Source organism: Streptomyces sp. NPDC055013 (assembly GCF_053608645.1).
The window spans coordinates 136,663-153,124 of record NZ_JBSGVW010000022.1 but is presented as its reverse complement, the minus strand read 5'-3'; the positions used below and the strand labels follow the sequence as shown (position 1 = coordinate 153,124).

General features: G+C 71.6%; 17 protein-coding genes. 1 reads left to right on the top strand and 16 read right to left on the bottom strand.

From position 1 onward, the window contains the following. The 16 genes from hypA to ACWGDB_RS25565 form a co-directional block, all read right to left on the bottom strand. Positions 1–439, bottom strand: a 439-nt coding sequence (gene hypA, locus ACWGDB_RS25640; RefSeq protein WP_453824560.1) for a hydrogenase maturation nickel metallochaperone HypA, incomplete at its 3' end; no start/stop codon positions are given. Positions 440–446: 7 nt separating this feature from the next. Continuing rightward, complete coding sequence (locus ACWGDB_RS25635; protein WP_453824559.1) at positions 447–647, bottom strand: hypothetical protein; 201 nt, start codon at positions 645–647, stop codon at positions 447–449. 22 nt (positions 648–669) lie between these two features. Beyond that, positions 670–876, bottom strand: a complete 207-nt coding sequence (locus tag ACWGDB_RS25630; RefSeq protein WP_453824558.1) for a hypothetical protein — start codon at positions 874–876, stop codon at positions 670–672. Between the two features lie 42 nt (positions 877–918). Continuing rightward, on the bottom strand, positions 919–1,515 hold the full coding sequence (locus tag ACWGDB_RS25625; protein ID WP_453824557.1) for a DUF5947 family protein: 597 nt from the start codon (positions 1,513–1,515) through the stop codon (positions 919–921). Then, positions 1,512–2,072 carry a NifU family protein gene (locus ACWGDB_RS25620; protein ID WP_453824556.1) on the bottom strand — a complete coding sequence of 187 codons (561 nt, stop codon included), beginning with the start codon at positions 2,070–2,072 and terminating at the stop codon, positions 1,512–1,514. Before ACWGDB_RS25620 ends, ACWGDB_RS25625 begins: the two co-directional genes overlap by 4 nt. Further along, positions 2,065–3,858 (bottom strand): nickel-dependent hydrogenase large subunit, encoded by a 1,794-nt coding sequence (locus ACWGDB_RS25615; RefSeq protein ID WP_453824555.1) that lies wholly within the window; start codon positions 3,856–3,858, stop codon positions 2,065–2,067. The genes ACWGDB_RS25620 and ACWGDB_RS25615 overlap by 8 nt, the downstream gene beginning before the upstream one ends. 88 nt (positions 3,859–3,946) lie before the next feature. Next, positions 3,947–5,035, bottom strand: a complete 1,089-nt coding sequence (locus ACWGDB_RS25610; RefSeq protein WP_453824554.1) for an NADH-quinone oxidoreductase subunit B family protein — start codon at positions 5,033–5,035, stop codon at positions 3,947–3,949. 1 nt (position 5,036) lies between these two features. After that, complete coding sequence (locus ACWGDB_RS25605) at positions 5,037–6,548, bottom strand: hypothetical protein (protein ID WP_453824553.1); 1,512 nt, start codon at positions 6,546–6,548, stop codon at positions 5,037–5,039. Between the two features lie 110 nt (positions 6,549–6,658). Then, on the bottom strand, positions 6,659–7,270 hold the full coding sequence (locus ACWGDB_RS25600; RefSeq protein WP_453824552.1) for a TetR/AcrR family transcriptional regulator: 612 nt from the start codon (positions 7,268–7,270) through the stop codon (positions 6,659–6,661). A gap of 47 nt (positions 7,271–7,317) precedes the next feature. Continuing rightward, positions 7,318–8,220 carry a 3-hydroxybutyryl-CoA dehydrogenase gene (locus ACWGDB_RS25595; protein WP_453824551.1) on the bottom strand — a complete coding sequence of 301 codons (903 nt, stop codon included), beginning with the start codon at positions 8,218–8,220 and terminating at the stop codon, positions 7,318–7,320. Positions 8,221–8,254: 34 nt separating this feature from the next. Beyond that, complete coding sequence (locus tag ACWGDB_RS25590) at positions 8,255–9,427, bottom strand: acyl-CoA dehydrogenase family protein (protein ID WP_453824550.1); 1,173 nt, start codon at positions 9,425–9,427, stop codon at positions 8,255–8,257. A 40-nt stretch (positions 9,428–9,467) separates the two neighbouring features. Beyond that, positions 9,468–10,640 (bottom strand): acyl-CoA dehydrogenase family protein, encoded by a 1,173-nt coding sequence (locus ACWGDB_RS25585; RefSeq protein ID WP_453824549.1) that lies wholly within the window; start codon positions 10,638–10,640, stop codon positions 9,468–9,470. A gap of 48 nt (positions 10,641–10,688) precedes the next feature. After that, positions 10,689–12,743 carry an acetate--CoA ligase family protein gene (locus ACWGDB_RS25580; RefSeq protein ID WP_453824548.1) on the bottom strand — a complete coding sequence of 685 codons (2,055 nt, stop codon included), beginning with the start codon at positions 12,741–12,743 and terminating at the stop codon, positions 10,689–10,691. 1 nt (position 12,744) lies between these two features. Next, positions 12,745–12,936 (bottom strand): ferredoxin, encoded by a 192-nt coding sequence (locus tag ACWGDB_RS25575; protein ID WP_362379586.1) that lies wholly within the window; start codon positions 12,934–12,936, stop codon positions 12,745–12,747. A 55-nt stretch (positions 12,937–12,991) separates the two neighbouring features. Further along, positions 12,992–14,230, bottom strand: a complete 1,239-nt coding sequence (locus ACWGDB_RS25570; RefSeq protein ID WP_453824547.1) for an NADH-ubiquinone oxidoreductase-F iron-sulfur binding region domain-containing protein — start codon at positions 14,228–14,230, stop codon at positions 12,992–12,994. Beyond that, on the bottom strand, positions 14,227–14,655 hold the full coding sequence (locus ACWGDB_RS25565; protein WP_453824546.1) for a hypothetical protein: 429 nt from the start codon (positions 14,653–14,655) through the stop codon (positions 14,227–14,229). The genes ACWGDB_RS25570 and ACWGDB_RS25565 overlap by 4 nt, the downstream gene beginning before the upstream one ends. Before the next feature lie 430 nt (positions 14,656–15,085). On the opposite strand from ACWGDB_RS25565, the gene ACWGDB_RS25560 reads away from it, so the two are divergent. After that, on the top strand, positions 15,086–16,279 hold the full coding sequence (locus tag ACWGDB_RS25560; RefSeq protein ID WP_453824545.1) for an aromatic ring-hydroxylating oxygenase subunit alpha: 1,194 nt from the start codon (positions 15,086–15,088) through the stop codon (positions 16,277–16,279). The last annotated feature ends 183 nt before the right edge of the window (positions 16,280–16,462 follow it).

Below are 16,462 nucleotides of genomic sequence, written 5' to 3'. Positions count from 1 at the left end.
CCCATACGGCGTCGGTGGGCCGCATCCACGCCATCAGCGCGGCACCGGCCAGGACGCCCCACAGGGCCCATCGGTCGAAGCGGTCCGCGCGGGCCGGTGACGGCTCGATCCCGGCGATCTCGAGTTCCCGGCCGCTGCGCAGGTCCGTGGAGGGCACGTCGCAGCGCGGGCACCAGAAGAACGGGGGCATGCCCACCGGGAACTCCTCGGCGCACGGGCCGCACCAGGCCTGCGCGGGGATCTGCTCGACCACGAGCCGCGCCTCGGCGAGGGGGGTGCCGTCGCGGGCCACCTCGAAGGCGAAATCCAGGGCGTCGGGGACGACGCCCGCCAGTTCACCGACCCGGACGGTCACCGCCGAGACGGACTCGGTTCCGTCGGCCCGGGCCAGCTCACCGGCACGCTCGATGATCGCGGTCGCGATCGACAGTTCGTGCACGACCGGCTCACGGGTACCGGCGACCGGCACGGAACCCGCCGGCCATCCGCCAGATCCGCGCCTCCCGCCTGAGGCTGGGCCATTCCCAGGCCAGCAGGGCGAGGACCAGGCCGCCCGCAAGGGCGGCCTCGGCCATCAGCACCCGCTGTCCGCTCAGGCCGGCTCGTCTGCCCGTGGCAGCCGACCACTGTGCTCGTTGGACCTTCATTGCGGCGACTCCCTGCTGTCTCTCATCCCGGTGAGATGTTCGGCATGGTCTCCACGAGCACGTCATGCCGTTTCCAATGGATCCCGGTGGAGCGGCGCGCGTCGGCGGTGCCGTCCTCGTGGTGGCCCTTCTGGTCCTCGTACCGCCCCCGGTTGCCCTGGTGCATGCCGGCCACGTGCCCGGGGGTGTCGGGCTTCGCCTGGGCCCGGCCCACTCTGATGCTGCCCATGGGGTGATCTCCTTCCTCGCCTCCGACCTGCGGAGTACGTGCTCAGGACCGCTCGGTGAGGTCCTCGAAGAACCGCTCGACGGCCGGCCAGACCTGCCCGCCGCCGGACAGGCCGCGCCATTCCCGGCGTACGACGGCGACCATCCGGTAGCAGTCGTCGATCGGCACGATCCAGTGGTGGTCGAGGCCGTGGACGGTGTTCACCAGCAGTGCCTCCACCTCGGGTTCCACGGTGGCGAGCTGCGGACACGTCTCGGCGAGACCGAGCCAGGCCGACCCGTCCACCTCCCACCGCATGGCACCGGCGGGGCTCGGGCCCTGCGCGGTGACGGTGCCGTCCGTCCGGGGCACGAAGAAGACCAGGCCGACGGGTACGCCCAGCGCCGCCGTGTCGACCTTGGGCAGCCTGATCCGACGCCTGGGCACCAGCCGGTAGTGGCCGTCGCCCGCCCCGGCCCCGGCGAACAGCACCGAGCAGGGGCCGCAGACGCACCGCACCTCGTCCTGGCCGGTGTCGTACAGGTGCGCGTGCTCGTCCGGCACCCGCGCGGCGCACAGGTCGCACGCCTCCACCCGGGCCGCCGCCGCGCGGTCGGCCGAGGAGCGGATGAGGCGGGCCAGGGCCCCGTCGGTGGTCACCGTGCGCCCCGGTGCGTCAGCGTGGCGAGTGGGACGAACGCGGGCGGGGGTGCGGCCGCGGCCGCGGTGAGCGGCTCCACCGCCGTCAGCTCGGGTGCCACGGCGAGTACCGCCTCGCGGACCGCGTCGGTGACGTCCAGTGCCCCGGCACCGCAGCCCGAGCCGCATCCGCCGCCCGCCGTCATGCGCACCCGGGCCACCTGTCCCTCCACGCCGGCCCACTCCACGTCGCCGCCACGTTCCTGTACGGCGGGACGCAGCCGTTCGACCGCGCGGGCCGCCCGGCGCTCCGCGGGCTCGGGATGGACGTCGTGCAGGACCAGCAGGTGGCCCAGCAACTCGTCGTCGGCCAGGCGCTCGGCCAGCTGACCGTCCGCGTGGTCCATGACGCGGGCCAGCGCCTCGCCGTAGACCTCGGTCAGCAGTCCCACCGCCTCGGTCGCGGAGCGGGTGGTGGGGCCGGGCGCGGACTCCAGGCCCGCCAGCAGCTCGTCGAGCCGGGCGAGCCGGGCCTCCACGTCCGGGTCCGCCAGCCGGGCGGCACCGGCCTCAGCCATGGTTCGCTCCGTACGTCGGCGAGTGCAGGGTGGTGAGCGTTTTGCCCTTGCCGACGTACATGTGCACGCCGCAAGGCAGACAGGGGTCGAAGCTGCGGACCGTGCGCATGATGTCGACGCCCTTGAAGTCGTCCGGCCCGTTCTCCTCGAAGATGGGCTGGCCCTGGACGGCGTCCTCGTACGGACCCGGGGTGCCGTAGATGTCGCGGGGGCTGGCGTTCCACGGGGTGGGCGGGTACGGGTGGTAGTTGGCGATCTTCTTGTCCTTGATCACCAGGTGGTGGGAGAGGACACCGCGGACCGCCTCGTGGAAGCCGCAGCCGATGGCCTCGTCGGGCACCTCGTAGTTCTCGAAGACCTTGGTCTCGCCCGCGCGGACCAGTCCCATGGCCTCTTCGAGGAACTGCAGGGCCATGGCGGCCGCGTAGGCGACGAAGTAGGGCCGGGCGCGGTCGCGTTCGATGGTGTTGCTCCACTGCGGGATGCGCCACTCCAGGGTGGTCTCCGGCAGCGACTCGCCCTTGGGCAGCGAGATGCGCACGCTGTGGCCGGTGGCCTTGATGTACGGGGTGTCCACCAGACCGCTCAGCGCGGTCGACCACAGCCGGGCCAGCGGACCGCCGCCGGTGTCGAGGGCGAGGTGCTGGTCGGTCCGCTTGTCGTACCAGCGCGGGCTCATCACCCAGCTGTACTTGTCGTCGAAGTCGCGCTTCTGCGGCACCGGGACGGTGGTCTGGTTCCACGGGTGACGCATGTCGACGGGGTTGCCGAGCGGGTCGTGGGTGACGAAGGGCTGCTCGTTGACCCAGTCCTCGTAGTAGGAGCTGCCGAGCATGATGCGCAGGCCGAGGTTGATGTCGACCAGGTTGTTGGTGACGAGTTCGCCGTCGACGATGATGCCGGGCGTGACGTACATCGCCTTGCCCCAGGTGTTCATCGTCTCGTAGCGGTAGTCGACGACCTTGGGGTCCTGGAAGGCGCCCCAGCAGCCCAGCAGGACGCGGCGGCGGCCGACCTCCTCGTAGCCGGGCAGTGCTTCGTAGAAGAAGTCGAAGACGTCGTCGTTCATGGCGACGGCCTTCTTCACGAAGTCGATGACCCGCATGAGGCGCGCGAGATAGTCGGTGAAGACGGTCGGCTGGGGCATCGTGCCGACGCCGCCCGGATACAGCGTGGACGGGTGGACGTGCCGCCCCTCCATCAGGCAGAACATCTCACGGGTGACCCGGCTGACCTTCAGGGCCTCCTTGTAGACCTCGCCCTCGAAGGGGTTGAAGGCCTTCATGATGTCGGCGATCGTCCGGTAGCCGTGGATCTCCCCGCGGGGCGCCTCGGTGCGTTCCGCTCGGGCCAGCAGGCCGGGGTTGGTGGCCTTGACCATCGCCTCGCAGAAGTCCACGAAGACCAGGTTGTCCTGGAAGATCGTGTGGTCGAACATGTACTCGGCCGCTTCGCCGAGGTTGACGATGTGCTCGGCCAGCGGGGGCGGCTTGACCCCGTAGGCCATCTGCTGGGCGTAGTCGGAGCAGGTGGTGTGGTTGTCGCCGCAGATGCCGCAGATGCGGGACGTGATGAAGCCGGCGTCGCGCGGGTCCTTGCCCTTCATGAACACGGAGTAGCCGCGGAAGAGCGACGAGGTGCTGTGGCATTCCACGACTTCCCGGTTGGCGAAGTCGATCTTCGTATAGATGCCCAGGTTCCCGATGATCCGGGTGATCGGATCCCAGGACATGTCCACGAGCTGTGGCGGCTTGCGCTCCGTGGGCCGGGCCTCGGTGGTGGTCATCTGCGGTGCTGCCCCTCGCTGTCGGTGATGTGCGGGTGGGTCGTGCGGTGGGGGTCGTGCGGCTTCGGGAGCCGCGCGCGGGGTGCCATCAGGGGCGCCAGTGCGGGTCGTAGCCGCTGGTCAGCTTGCGCTTGTTGTGGCGCCACCTGGGCTCGTGGTTGACCAGCTCGTTCGTCATGCCGCGCAGCCTGCGGATGACGGCCCCGTACGGCTTGATGGCCAGGGACGACAGCGTGCCGCCCGGGGGCTCGTCCATGAACGGCATGAACGCGTCGGGGAAGCCGGGCATGGTGCACCCGATGCAGATGCCGCCGACGTTCGGGCAGCCGCCGATGCCTGCCATCCAACCGCGCTTGGGCACGTTGCAGTTGACGACCGGACCCCAACAACCCGTCTTGACCAGGCACTTGGGCGAGTTGTAGTCCTTGGCGAAGCTGGCCTGCTCGTAGTACGAGCCGCGGTCGCAGCCCTCGTGGACCGTCCGGCCGAACAGCCACTGCGGGCGCAGCATGTGGTCCAGCGGGGGCGGGGGCGCGGAGCCGGCCGCGTGGTAGAGGACCCAGACCAGGGTCTCCATGAAGTTCTCGGGCTGGATCGGGCAGCCGGGCACATTGACGACCGGCAGGCCGCCCTGGGAGGTGTAGTCCCAGCCGAGGTAGTCGGCGAGGCCCATGCAGCCGGTCGGGTTGCCGGACATGGCGTGGATGCCGCCGAACGTGGCGCAGGTGCCGGCGGCGACCACCGCCCAGGCCTTGGGGGCCAGTTGGTCGATCCACCAGTTCAGGGTCTGCGGCTCACCGGTCTCCGGGTCGTTGCCGAAGGACGTCCAGTAGCCGTCGCCCTCGATGATGTTCTGGTTGGGGATCGAACCCTCGATAACGAGGATGAACGGTGACAAATCGCCCCGCGCGGCGGCCCGGTAGGGAGCGAGGAAGTCCTCGCCGCCCAGGCTGGGCGAGAGCACCTTGTTGACCAGGTTCACCTTCGGCAGGCCCGGGATCAGACCCAGGACGAGGTCCTCGATGGAGGGCTGGTCGGCGGCGGTGAGGGAGACGGTGTCGCCGTCGCAGCTCATGCCCTCGGAGATCCAGAGGATGGTGATCTCGTCGAAGCCCTCGCGGTCCTCGGCTCGACCGGGTTCTTTGCTGACCTCGGCGGTACTGCTGTGCGTTGCCATGTCATCGGCCTCCGCTGCGGGGGGTTTCGGATGGAGCGGGCTCCAGTGGCTCGAGTTCGTCCGGCCGGAAGTACAGGAAGCGGCCGTACCAGGTGTGCAGTTCGGCCGCGGGATCGTCGTCGACGGTGACGGCAAGGTGCACGCTGCCGTCCACGTCGTGGAAGACGGCGGCGACCTCGGCGGTCCGCCCGGCCAGGAACATGTCCTGGGCGTCGGCGCCGCGACCCCGTGGGCGGAGCCTTACCCGGCTGCCCGCTCCGAGGGGTACGCCGTCCACGAGCACGGTGTCCGTGGACGGGGAGAGACCGTCGTCGGCGCCCTCCTGCCACCAGGCCGGGCGTTCGGCGGGCGGGGAAGCCAGGGGCGACGGGGTGGCCCGGGTGGGCGCCGTGGCCGACGGAGTCAGGGAGCGGACGGCGCCGTGCAGCCGCTCGAAGACTTCCTGCGGCATGGTGTCGACCCGGTCGAGGATCGCGGCGGCCCGCGGGTCGGTGGCGCGCGCCTCCTGCTTCTCCTCGTCGGTCAGCAGCATCGTGCGCAGGGTGAGGATCTCGTCGATCTCCGCCGCGTCGTGCAGGTCGCCGGGGCTCTCCGGGGCGACCTGAGGGTGGTCGGGCAGGATGATCGGGGCGGACAGCAGGACGCGTCCGACGGCGTCGGGCTCACCGCCGAGCACGGGGAACGTGAACTCGTTGCGGCACGCGCTCGCATGGGCCCGCAGGTCCGCGGGTGGATCGGTCGGCGAGACGAACTCGACGCCGTCACCGCCGATGAGGGTGTGCGTGGCGATGAGTGCCCGGCGCAGCGCCTCGTCGCGCGGGGTTCCCGAATCCGGCGCGGGTCCCGTGTTCGTGGTGCGCACCCGGAGCCGGCAGAGATACGGCGCGAGGCGCTCGGCGGCGACGGTGAGGCTGGCCCGCACCTGCTCGCGGCGCCGCACCACCCGGCCCGAGCGGCCCAGCAGCGGTTCGACGTCCTCGCCGGCCGGCGCCGCCACCACAACGGCGTGTTCGCCCTGAAGGAGCTCGTCCAGCGGGATCACGGCATCGAACTCGCGCGGCACGGCCTCGTCGAAGGTCAGATGGGTCGCGCCGTCGTCGGTGCGCAGCGACTCGACGGGGCGGTGTCCGCCGTCCCGGTCCGCTTCCTCGACCTGCTTGCGCTGCATCTGCAGACAACGCAGCCGGACATGTACGGCCGCGCCGGGCTGCCGGAGCCTCAGCAGGCACTCGGTCTGCTGGTACCAGGAGTCCGCGGAACCGGAGATGCCGGGGACGACGGGACCGTCCGACTCCACCCAGTCCCGGGGGAACAGCACCCCGAACTGCCATCGGACGCGGTTCTTGGCCGAAGAGCGCCGGTAGGGATAGAGGAGGTAGCCCTCATAGAGGACGGCGTCGGCGACCGCGCTCACCTGCTCGAAGACGCCTCCGGACCGGCCCGGCGGCAGGTCCACGTCCTCCCCGGGGTCAGCACACGCAGTGCCGCCCTCGGCCCGTCCCTCCGACGCCATCGCGCCTCCTCGTCGCAGTGCTCACGCGCATCCCTTCCACCACGCTCACACCACTCACCCACCCTCGCCTCCTCCGGCGCAGCGACGCTGAGCCATTCGGGTTGGGGGCGTCAGTCCGTCGGCACGGTCGCCGGCAGACCCAGCGCGGTGGAGACATGGCGCCAGATGGAGGTGAGCGCCGTGTCGAGGGTGACCGTCGGGTCGCGCAGCATGAGGCGGATGCCGTAGCCGTCGCTGAGGGACAGGACGAGGGTGCTGAGCTCGTCCACGTCGGTCGGCGTGAACTCGCCGGAAGCGATACCGCGTCGCACCGCGTCTCCCACCCAGGCGTGCAACTGGGCGTACAGGTCGACGGCGAAGACCCGCGTGGTCTCGTCGCGCAGCGCCCGGACCCACAGTTCCTGCCAGAGCCGCCAGTCCTGGGTCAGCTGGGGGTCGGTGGGCAGCAGGTTGCGCAGGATGCGGGCCAGGATGACCGCCACGGGGGCCGTCTCCGCGTCACGTTCGACGTCGACGGCCGTGTTGGCGAAGGAGTGGGTCATCGCCTCGGTGAAGAGCTTCTCGCGCGTGTCGAAGTGGTAGTGCAGCAGCGCCGTCGACACGCCGGCCCGCTCGGCGACCATGCGCATCCGGATCTTCTCGAACCCGATGTCGGCGATGACCTCGCACGCCGCGGTCAGGATGCGCTCGCGTGTGTCTGCCGTGCGCACCTTCGTGGACACCCTCGGGCTCCCCTCGTTCCGTGGACGTAGGCCATGACCATCTTCCCTCACGGCCGCCCCGTCGGTGCCGCGGCCTCGGGACGGCCCTGTGCGTCGTACGCGTGGAAGCCCCGCCCGGACTTCCGCCCCAGCAATCCGGCCTCCACCATCCGGGACAGCAGTGGGGGTGGGGAGTACTGGGGCTCGCGGAACTCGGCGTAGAGCGACTCCGCGATGGCGCGTGTGGTGTCCAGGCCGATCAGGTCGGTCAGGGCGAGCGGGCCGAGGGGGTGCGCACAGCCGAGGACCATGCCGCGGTCGACGTCCTCGACGGTCGCGCTGCCCGACTCCACCATGCGGACGGCGGCCAGGAGATAGGGCACGAGCAGCGCGTTGACGACGAACCCGGCCTTGTCCCGGGTCCGGACCACCTCCTTGCCGAGGGTGCCGGTGACGAACTCCTCGGCCCGTGCCGCCGTGCCGGGCGAGGTGAGCAGCGACGGCACGAGTTCGACGAGCCGCAGGACCGGTACGGGGTTGAAGAAGTGCACGCCGACGACCCGGTCGGGGCGGGTCGTCGCGGCGGCGAGTCTGATGACCGGGATGGAGGAGGTGTTGGTCGCCAGGATCGTGTCGTCGCCGGTGATCACCGAGTCGAGGCGGGTGAAGACGTCGATCTTGAGAGCCTCGTCCTCGGCGACCGCTTCGATGACCAGGTCGTGGTCGTGCAATGCCTCGACTTCATGGACGACGGTGACCAGGGACTCGGCGGTCTCCCGTCGTTCGTCGCTCAGCCTGCCGTGTGCGGTGGCCCGGTCGAGCGAGCGGGTGATGCGGAGGCGGCCGGCCCGGGCCGCCTCCGCGTCGCGCTCGACGACCGTGACCGGCACGTCGGCCCGTGCGCAGACCTCGGCGATGCCGGCGCCCATCAGCCCGCAGCCGACGACTCCCACGCGCTTGATGTCGGTCATCCGTATCCCTCTCTGTGGTCTGCGACGGTGCGGGTCAGGCGCTGGGCAGGTCCAGAACCCCCGAGCCGCGCTTGATGAGTTCGTTGGCGATGATCAGCCGCTGGATCTCGGAGGTGCCCTCCCAGATGCGGTCCACGCGCAGCTCGCGGTAGAGCCGTTCAACGGCGTACGAGCGGTCGTAGCCGCGCCCGCCGTGGATCTGGAGACACCGGTCGATCACCCGGCCCGAGGCCTCGCTCGCCGAGAGCTTGGCGATGGCCGCCTTGGCGTGCAGGGTCTTGCGGTCCTGAGCCGAGGCCTGGTCGATCTCCCAGGCGACCTGGTGGGTGTAGGCGCGGTTGACGGCGATGTCCACGGCGCAGTCGGCGAGCATGCCCTGGATCAGCTGATACGAGGAGATCGGCGCCCCGAACTGCTCCCGCTCCACGGCCCAGTCCCGGGACAGCTCCAGCGCCCGCTCGGCCGCGCCGATGGTGCGGGCGGCGATCATCAGGCGCTCCTCGGTGAACCACGAGCGCGTGATGTCGTATCCCTCGCCGATGCCGCCGAGCACGGCGTCCTCGCCGACCTGGACGTCGGTGAAGGTGAACTCGGGGTGCTCGTAGACGAAGGTGTGCATCCAGCGCGGGACGCGCGTCATCTCGATGCCGGGGGTGTCCTTGTCGACCAGGAAGAGGGTCGGTGCGCGCTCCGGGCCGGCCGCCGCGAGCACGATCATGAAGTCGGCGTGGTCGCCGACGGTCACGAACCACTTCTCGCCGTTGAGCACCCAGCCCTGGTCGTTCTTCGTCGCCGTGGTGGCCAGGTTCTGCGGGTCGGAGCCGGCGCCGGGCTCGGTGACGGCGTAGCAGTCGCGCCGCTCGCCGTTGATCACGGGGACGAGGAAGCGCTCGCGCTGCTCGGGGGTGCAGAACCGCAGCGCGTTCGCGGGCCGCCACACCATGTCCCAAAGGGCGCCGGTGAGCCGCCCCAACTCCTCCTGCACGGTGACCTGTTCGGCGATGGTGAGTCCGGCGCCGCCCCACTCGGCCGGCATGTTGACGGCCTGGAGACCGGCGTCCAGCACGGCGTCACGGACCTTGGTGTGGGCGTCGGCGGGCAGGCCGTTGTCCTCCTCGCACTGGATCTCGAAGCCGGCGATGAAGTCGGTGAGGGCGCGTGCGTCGGCCTTGAGCTGAACCTGGCGCGGGGTGAGACGGAAGTCCATGGAAGTCCTCGCTGTGCGGTGATGTGACGGGTGGGCGGTTTCAGGGCGTGGGCAGAGCAAGGGCGCGCGTGCCGCGCTTGATCAGCTCGTTGGCGATGATCAGCCGCTGGATCTCGGAGGTGCCCTCCCAGATCCGGTCGACGCGCAGCTCGCGGTACATGCGCTCGACGGGGTAGGTACGGTCGTAGCCGCGGCCGCCGAAGATCTGCAGACAGCGGTCGGCGACCCGGCCGGCGGCCTCGCTGGCGGCGAGCTTGGCGGTGGAGGCCTTGGCGTGCAGCGTCTTGCGGTCGGTGCCCGGCTGGTCCGCCTCCCAGGCCACCTGGTGGGTGTAGGCACGGTTGACGGCGATGTCGACGGCGCAGTCGGCGAGCATCTGCTGGATCAGCTGGTACGAGGCGATGGGCGCCCCGAACTGCTCGCGCTCCACGGCCCAGTCCCGGGCGAGTTGCAGAGCGCGCTCGGCCGCGCCGACCGTACGGGCCGCGATCATCAGGCGCTCGTCGGTGAACCATTCCTTGGTGAGCTCGTAGCCGTTGCCGACGCCGCCGAGCACATCCTCGTCGGCCACGAAGACGTCGGTGAAGGTGAACTCGGGGTGCCCGTTGACGGCGGAGTGCATGAAGTGCGGGACCCGGGTCATCTCGACGCCGGGCGCGGCCCGGTCCACGAAGAACAGCGTGGGCTGCCGCTCGGGGCCGGCGTCCGCCTGCACCAGCAGGAAGTCGGCGATGTCGCCGCAGGTGACGAACCACTTCTCGCCGTTGAGCACCCATCCACCGTCGGTGCGGTCGGCCGTGGAGGTGCCGGAGGACGGGTCGGATCCCGCGCCCGGCTCGGTCACCGCGAACGCGTCGAACTTCTCCGCCCGGATCACGGGCAGCAGGTACTTCTCGCGCTGCCGCTCGTCGCCGTAGGCCAGCACGTTGGCGGGCCGCCAGGGAATGTCCCAGAGGCAGTTGGTGACCTTGCCGAACTCCTCCTCGACGATGACCTGGTCGAGCAGGCTGAGTCCGGCGCCGCCCCATTCGGCGGGCATGTTGATGGCGTAGACACCGGCGTCCATGGCGGCCCGGGTCAGTTCGGTCACGAGCTGCTGCGGCAGGGGGCCGCCGGCCTGCTCGGACTGGTCCTCGTAACGCATCAGCAGGCGGGCGTACTCGGCGGCGCGGCGCTTGAGGTCGGCCTGCTCGGGGGTGTAGCGCATGTCCATGGGGGCCTCTTCGGTCAGGTCGGGGGACGGCGTGCGGGGTGGGGCGGGTCAGGCGAGTACGGCGCGGGAGTCGAGGGCGAGGGCACCGTCGGGGCGTACGAGAAGGGGATTGACCTCGATCTCGGCGATCTCCGGGTGGGCGGCGGCGAACGCGGTGATCGCCTCCACGGCCTTCGCGGCCGCCTCCACGTCGACGGGCGGTTTGCCCCGCACCCCGTCGAGCAGGGCGGCGGTGCGCAGTCCGCGCAGCAGACTCACGGCCCGTTCGGCGGGCACGGGGGCGAGCGTGAAGGCGACGTCGTGCAGGGCCTCCGCCAGCACTCCGCCCAGGCCGACCATGGCGACCGGGCCGAAGCGCGGGTCTCGGTTGACGCCGACGATCAGCTCGATGCCGTCGGTCAGGTCGGCCATGGCCTCCACGGAGTAGGAGGAGGCGCCGAGCCGGGCGTGCATCTCACGGAAGGCGGCGAGCAGTTCGTCGGGTCCGGCCAGGCCGAGTACCACTCCACCCGCGTCGGACTTGTGGAGCAGATGGAGGGCCTTGAGGACGTACGGGCCGCTGAACTCCTCGGCTGCGGCGAGCAGTTCGGTCTCGTCGTGGATCTCGCGGGCTGCGGGGAAGGCGAGTCCGGCCTCTTCGAGGGCTCGGCGCGTCTCCATGTAGCCGCTCTCGCCCAGCGGGGGTGCCGGCCGGGGAAGGGGGGTGACACCGGTGCGCTGTTCCACGGGTGCCGTCGCGGCGAGGGCGCGGGCCGCATCCTCGGTTGCGGCGAAGACCGGGATGCCCGCGGTGGCGAGGGTGCGGCAGCTCGGGGACTCGGGATACATGGACTGCACCACCAGCGGCTTCGCGGTGGCACGGTGCCGGGCGGCGATGAGGCGGGCGGCCTCCTCCTCCCCGTCCGCAAGTGCCTTGCCGCCTCCGCCGAGCCCGCCTTCGGCCGCCGCGTAGCCGCCGAAGTAGCCGGTCATCAGCACGGCGTCGACCTCCTCGGCCGCCAGCAGCGCGGCGACCGTCTCCGCGTAGGAGCCGGGGTCCTGCTCACCCATCCCGGCGAGGTCCACGGGGTTGGCGACGGCCGACTGCTCCCAGAGGGCCTCCCTCAGCTCCTGCCTTGTCGGCTCGTGGAGTTCGGGCACGCTCAGGCCGGCCGCCTCGACGGCGTCGGCGGCGACGACGCCGTGTCCGCCGCCGTCCGTGAGCACGGCGACCCTGCGTCCCGAAGCCCGTCGAGGGCCGCTCAACGCGGCCACGGCCACCGTGAGTTCGCGGGGCGTGGCGACGAGTTCCACACCGGTGTCCCGGCAGGCCGCGGTCACGACGTCGGCCGAAGTGGTCAGCGCGCCGGTGTGGGACTGCGCGCTGCGCGCTGAGGCGTCGCCACGTCCGGCGGTGAGCAGCACCACGGGCTTGCCCGCGTCGGCGGCAGCCTCGGCGAAGGCGCGTCCGTCGCCGAAGTCCTCGGCGTAGACCGCGATGGCCCGGGTGCCCTCGTGCCGGGCACAGTCGGCGAGGAGGTCGACGAGGGTGACGTCGGCCTGGTTGCCGAGCGACACGAACCGCGAGAAGCCGAGGCCGTGCGGGCGGAAGCGGAGCTGGAGTTCGAGGGCGAGGTTGCCGCTCTGGCTCAGGAGTGCGACGCCGCCTGGTGTGAAGGTGTCGGAGGCCAGGAAGAGGTCGGTGGTGTTGTCGGCGATCCCCAGGCAGTTGGGCCCGACCATCACGGCACCGGCGGCGCGTACGCGTTCGGCGACGGCCTGCTGCCGTACCCGCCCCGCGTCGCCGGTCTCGGCGAAACCGGCGGTGATCGCGACGATCGCCCGGGCTCCGCACCGCAGGGCCTCGTCGACGGCGTCCTCGAAACCGGCGGCGGGCACGGAGACCACCGCGAGGTCGACGGGCTCGCCGATCGCGCTCAGGCTGGGGGCGACGGTGCGGCCGAGCACCGTGCCGCCGCGGCGGTTGACCATGTGCACGGGGCGACGACCGTTGGCGCGGATGGCCTGGGCGGCTATGGCGTGGCCGTACTTGGCCGGGTCGTCGCTGGCCCCCACGACGGCGACGGATACGGGGTCGAAGAGGGCCGACAGGTCACGTCCCATGTCACTTCACCAGCCGCAGCGCAGCGTTGGGGCAGGCGGCGACAGCGGCCTCGGCGGCTTCCTCGTCACCCTGCGGCACGTCGGTCGCCCGCATCTGCGCATAGCCCCACTCGTCGAGGTCGATCAGCTCGGGTGCGGGTTCCTGGCAGAGGCCGTAGCCCTGGCAGCGGGTGGAGTCCAGCAGGAGTTTCATGGTGCGGTCCTTTCGGTGCGGCGGGGTCGGAGGGCGTACGGGGCCTGGATGCGGCTCAGGGCACCGGCACCGTGAACCGGCGCCCGTCCTCGGCTGCCGCGCCCTCGCAGGCGGGGCAGCCGGAGCGGCGGTGGGCGTCGATCCGGTCGGGGAAGTGGGCGAGGAGGCTGCCGACGACGCGGGCGGCGGCGTCCAGCAGACCGCAGGCCCCGCGGCCGGGCAGCTGCTGCGACCAGCGGCGCAGTTTGTCGACGGAGTCGTAGCCCGCCTCGCCGCGGGCCGCGGCCGTGAGGGTCCCGGCCAGCGCCCCGGTGCCGGACACGCACACCCCGCACTGCCGGGCGCTCTGCGCGGCCAGATAGGCGGCGGCCTCGGCGGCCACGCCGACCGGGCAGTCCTCGGGGCGCAGGAAGTGCAGCGCTCCGCAGCCGAGGGCTCCGCCGGCCTCCTTGAGTCGGTCGTGGTCGAGGGGCAGGTCCGTCCAGCCCTCGCCGTACAGTCCGCCGAACATGCCGCCCAGCAGGACCGCAGCGGCCGTACCGTGTCCGCTCAGGTCGGCGAGGACCTTCAGATGCGTCCCGGCGGGGACCTCGGCCAGCGCGGCACCGGCGGCGCCGGCGCCCGAGAGGGTCACCAGGTGGGTCCCGGCGACGGAGTCGGCCTCGTCCGGGCGCGAGTACATCACCGCGACGCGGGCCAGGGTCTCCACGTTGGCGACCAGCGTGGGCGCGCCGCCGACACCGCTCTCGAACGGGCGCGGAGGCTTCGCCGTGGGCAGCGCCGGGCCGCCGTCGAGAGCTCGTACGACCGCGCTCTCCTCCCCCGCGACGTAGGTGTGCCGCGTCCGTACGACGTCGATGCGCACCTCGGGCGCGGACTCGGCGAGCGCCCCGCGCACGGCCTGCTCGGCGAGGTCGTCGGAGAGGTAGACGAAGCCGCGCTCGGCACCGGTCATGGCCGCGGCCAGCCGCAGACCGTCGAGGACGGTGTGCGGGCGGTGCCGCAGCAGCCAGCGGTCCTTGACGGATCCGGGCTCGCCCTCCTCCCCGTTGGCGACGACCACGCGCGGGCCGGGTGGTGCGTCACGGACGGCACGGAGCTTGACGGCGGCGGGGAACCCGGCCCCGCCGCGGCCGCGCAGGCCCGTAGCGGCGATGCGGTCGAGGAGGCGGTCGGGCGCGACGAGCGGCGCGTAACCGCCCACGGCGAGGTAGCCGTGGATGTCCTCGCTGCCCCCGAGCGGAGCGAGCAGGCCGTGGTGTCCTTCGGGGAGGAGGGAGTACACGCGGGTCATACGGTGCTCCTGGGCTGGTGGTGTCCGGTGCGGGCGGGGGCACGGCGGGCTCGCAGGAGTCCCAGCGCCCGTTCCAGATCCCGCCGCTGCGTCGCGGTGCGGGCGTAACCGGCCCCGGGCAGGCCGATCAGCATGCGGTGGTGATCGAGGACGACCTCGCCCGCCACCAGCGCCGCCCGTGGATCGGCGGCACCGGAGCCGGTGGCGGCCTCGACGACCAGGTCGGTGACTTCGCCGAGGTAGCGCAGCCAGCCGCGGTGGGTGCCGCGCAGTACGAGTCGCTCGACGCGGTGTCGTTCGGCGGTGACCAGAGCCGGCGGCGGGCTGCCGTCCGTCGGGGCGCGCAGGGCGGCCACGGCGGTGGGCAGTTCCAGTTCGGGCTCCGGCGTGAGGCCGAGCCATACAAGACTGCGGCGAGCGATCATGCGTGCCTCCGGGTTCGCACCGTTCCCGGGTGGTCCGGAGACGGGGGTGGCGCGGCGATGACGTGAGTCGGGATGACGTGGGTGCGGATGCTCCGGTGCCGTGACGTGAGGGGGCGGGAGCTGTGCGGGGTGTCCGGATCCGGACGCCCGCTGTGGCGCGGACGGTGGTCCGCGGGCTTGCGGAATGCGCCTGGGCATCGGTCTGCGGGGCCCGGGTCATCCGCCTGCCAGGAGACTAACTAACTAATTAGTCAGCCCACAAGTCTTGACTTGCCCCCGCGATGGTCCCACTCTGACTAACCAATCAGTCAGCCGGATCGCGGCTGGTCCGGCGCCCCGCTTCGAGCACACCCGGCGCCCCACCGGCCGTCCGTACCGGCCCTCGCCCTCACCGCCCATCGCCGCCGAAGCGGCGCGGAGGAGGACCCCAATGCATCCCTCGACCACACGGGCAGACGCTGTCTCCGCTCCCCCGCCGGAGTCGCCCCAGCCGGCCCAGTCGCCCCTTGAGCACCCCGGGGAAGCGCTGCCCGCCCGCTACTACACGGATCCGGCCATCGCCGAGGCAGAGACCGACCATATCTTCGCCAAGTCCTGGCAGCTGGTCTGCCACGAGTCCGACCTCCCGGGCCCCGGCGCCCGGCTCACCGCCACCGCCGCCGGCCGTGAGGTGCTGGTCGTACGCACCGAGGACGGCGGCCTCGCCGCCCACCTCAACGTCTGCCGGCACCGCGGCACCCGCCTGGTCACCGAACCCGAACCGTCGGGCAAGGCGATCCGCTGCCCGTACCACGGCTGGACCTACAAGCTGGACGGACGGCTGGTCGGGGCCCCCGAGGCCCGCCGGATCCCCTGCCTGGACAAGCCCCGGCTCGGACTGCACCCGGTCAACGTCGAGTCCTTCCTCGGCTTCGTCTTCGTCAACCTGGACATGGAGGCGACCCCGCTCGCCGAGAGCTGCGCGGGGCTGGCCGAGTCCGTCGGGCACTACGCCGGGCCCGGCCTGGTCCCGGTCGGCAAGCACCGTATCCATGACGTGGCGGACGGCGAAGAGCAGAACGCCAACTGGAAGGTGATCGTCGACAACTATCTGGAGGGCTACCACGTCCCCGTGGCCCACCCCTCCCTCATGCGACTGCTCGACTACCAGGCGTACACGGTGGACGTGCAGGAGAACTACGTACTCTTCGAGTCACCGCTGCGCGACAAGCCGTCCTCGAACTGGACCGAGCGGCTCTACCAGCGGCTGGCGACCCCGATGCCGGGGCTCACCGAGGCCGACCGGAGGGTGTGGCGATACGCCGTGATCTATCCCAATACGCTCATCGACTTCTACCCTGACCACGTGCTCGCGTGGACCGCCCTGCCCACCGCCCAGGACCGGGCGGCGATTCCCGGCGGCTTCTACACCCGGCACGGGGAGAGCTTCCGTACCCGGCTGGCCCGGCGGATCAACATCCACATCGGCTGGGTCACCAACGACGAGGACGCCGAGCTGGTGGAGCGCGTGCAGGCAGGTATGCGCACCCCCGGCTTCGAGCCGGGTCCGCTGTCACAGCGCGAGGCCGCTGTCGGCTGGTTCGCCCGCCGCGTCCGGGAGGACCTGGAGGGGGACGCCGGGTGACGCCCTTCGGCGCGGCGCGTTCGGCGCATCCGCACAAGGCCACCGCCGGCCTCCGTGCAGCCTTACCGCGCGCAGTCTGACGCGCGTACGCACCTCCCCAGACCGGTCTTCACTGCGGAATCAGGGCCTGAAGTGAGCCGACCAGCCGGTCCCGCCCTGGAGTTGTGCCGTTCCTCGACGGAG

What these genes read in the sequence shown, in the direction of transcription:
- ACWGDB_RS25635 (WP_453824559.1), bottom strand. Translation starts at nt 647, where the DNA reads ATGAAGGTCCAACGAGCACAGTGGTCGGCTGCCACGGGCAGACGAGCC.
- ACWGDB_RS25630 (WP_453824558.1), bottom strand. Translation starts at nt 876, where the DNA reads ATGGGCAGCATCAGAGTGGGCCGGGCCCAGGCGAAGCCCGACACCCCC.
- ACWGDB_RS25620 (WP_453824556.1), bottom strand. Translation starts at nt 2,072, where the DNA reads ATGGCTGAGGCCGGTGCCGCCCGGCTGGCGGACCCGGACGTGGAGGCC.
- ACWGDB_RS25615 (WP_453824555.1), bottom strand. Translation starts at nt 3,858, where the DNA reads ATGACCACCACCGAGGCCCGGCCCACGGAGCGCAAGCCGCCACAGCTC.
- ACWGDB_RS25610 (WP_453824554.1), bottom strand. Translation starts at nt 5,035, where the DNA reads ATGGCAACGCACAGCAGTACCGCCGAGGTCAGCAAAGAACCCGGTCGA.
- ACWGDB_RS25605 (WP_453824553.1), bottom strand. Translation starts at nt 6,548, where the DNA reads ATGGCGTCGGAGGGACGGGCCGAGGGCGGCACTGCGTGTGCTGACCCC.
- ACWGDB_RS25595 (WP_453824551.1), bottom strand. Translation starts at nt 8,220, where the DNA reads ATGACCGACATCAAGCGCGTGGGAGTCGTCGGCTGCGGGCTGATGGGC.
- ACWGDB_RS25590 (WP_453824550.1), bottom strand. Translation starts at nt 9,427, where the DNA reads ATGGACTTCCGTCTCACCCCGCGCCAGGTTCAGCTCAAGGCCGACGCA.
- ACWGDB_RS25585 (WP_453824549.1), bottom strand. Translation starts at nt 10,640, where the DNA reads ATGGACATGCGCTACACCCCCGAGCAGGCCGACCTCAAGCGCCGCGCC.
- ACWGDB_RS25580 (WP_453824548.1), bottom strand. Translation starts at nt 12,743, where the DNA reads ATGGGACGTGACCTGTCGGCCCTCTTCGACCCCGTATCCGTCGCCGTC.
- ACWGDB_RS25575 (WP_362379586.1), bottom strand. Translation starts at nt 12,936, where the DNA reads ATGAAACTCCTGCTGGACTCCACCCGCTGCCAGGGCTACGGCCTCTGC.
- ACWGDB_RS25570 (WP_453824547.1), bottom strand. Translation starts at nt 14,230, where the DNA reads ATGACCCGCGTGTACTCCCTCCTCCCCGAAGGACACCACGGCCTGCTC.
- ACWGDB_RS25565 (WP_453824546.1), bottom strand. Translation starts at nt 14,655, where the DNA reads ATGATCGCTCGCCGCAGTCTTGTATGGCTCGGCCTCACGCCGGAGCCC.
- ACWGDB_RS25560 (WP_453824545.1), top strand. Translation starts at nt 15,086, where the DNA reads ATGCATCCCTCGACCACACGGGCAGACGCTGTCTCCGCTCCCCCGCCG.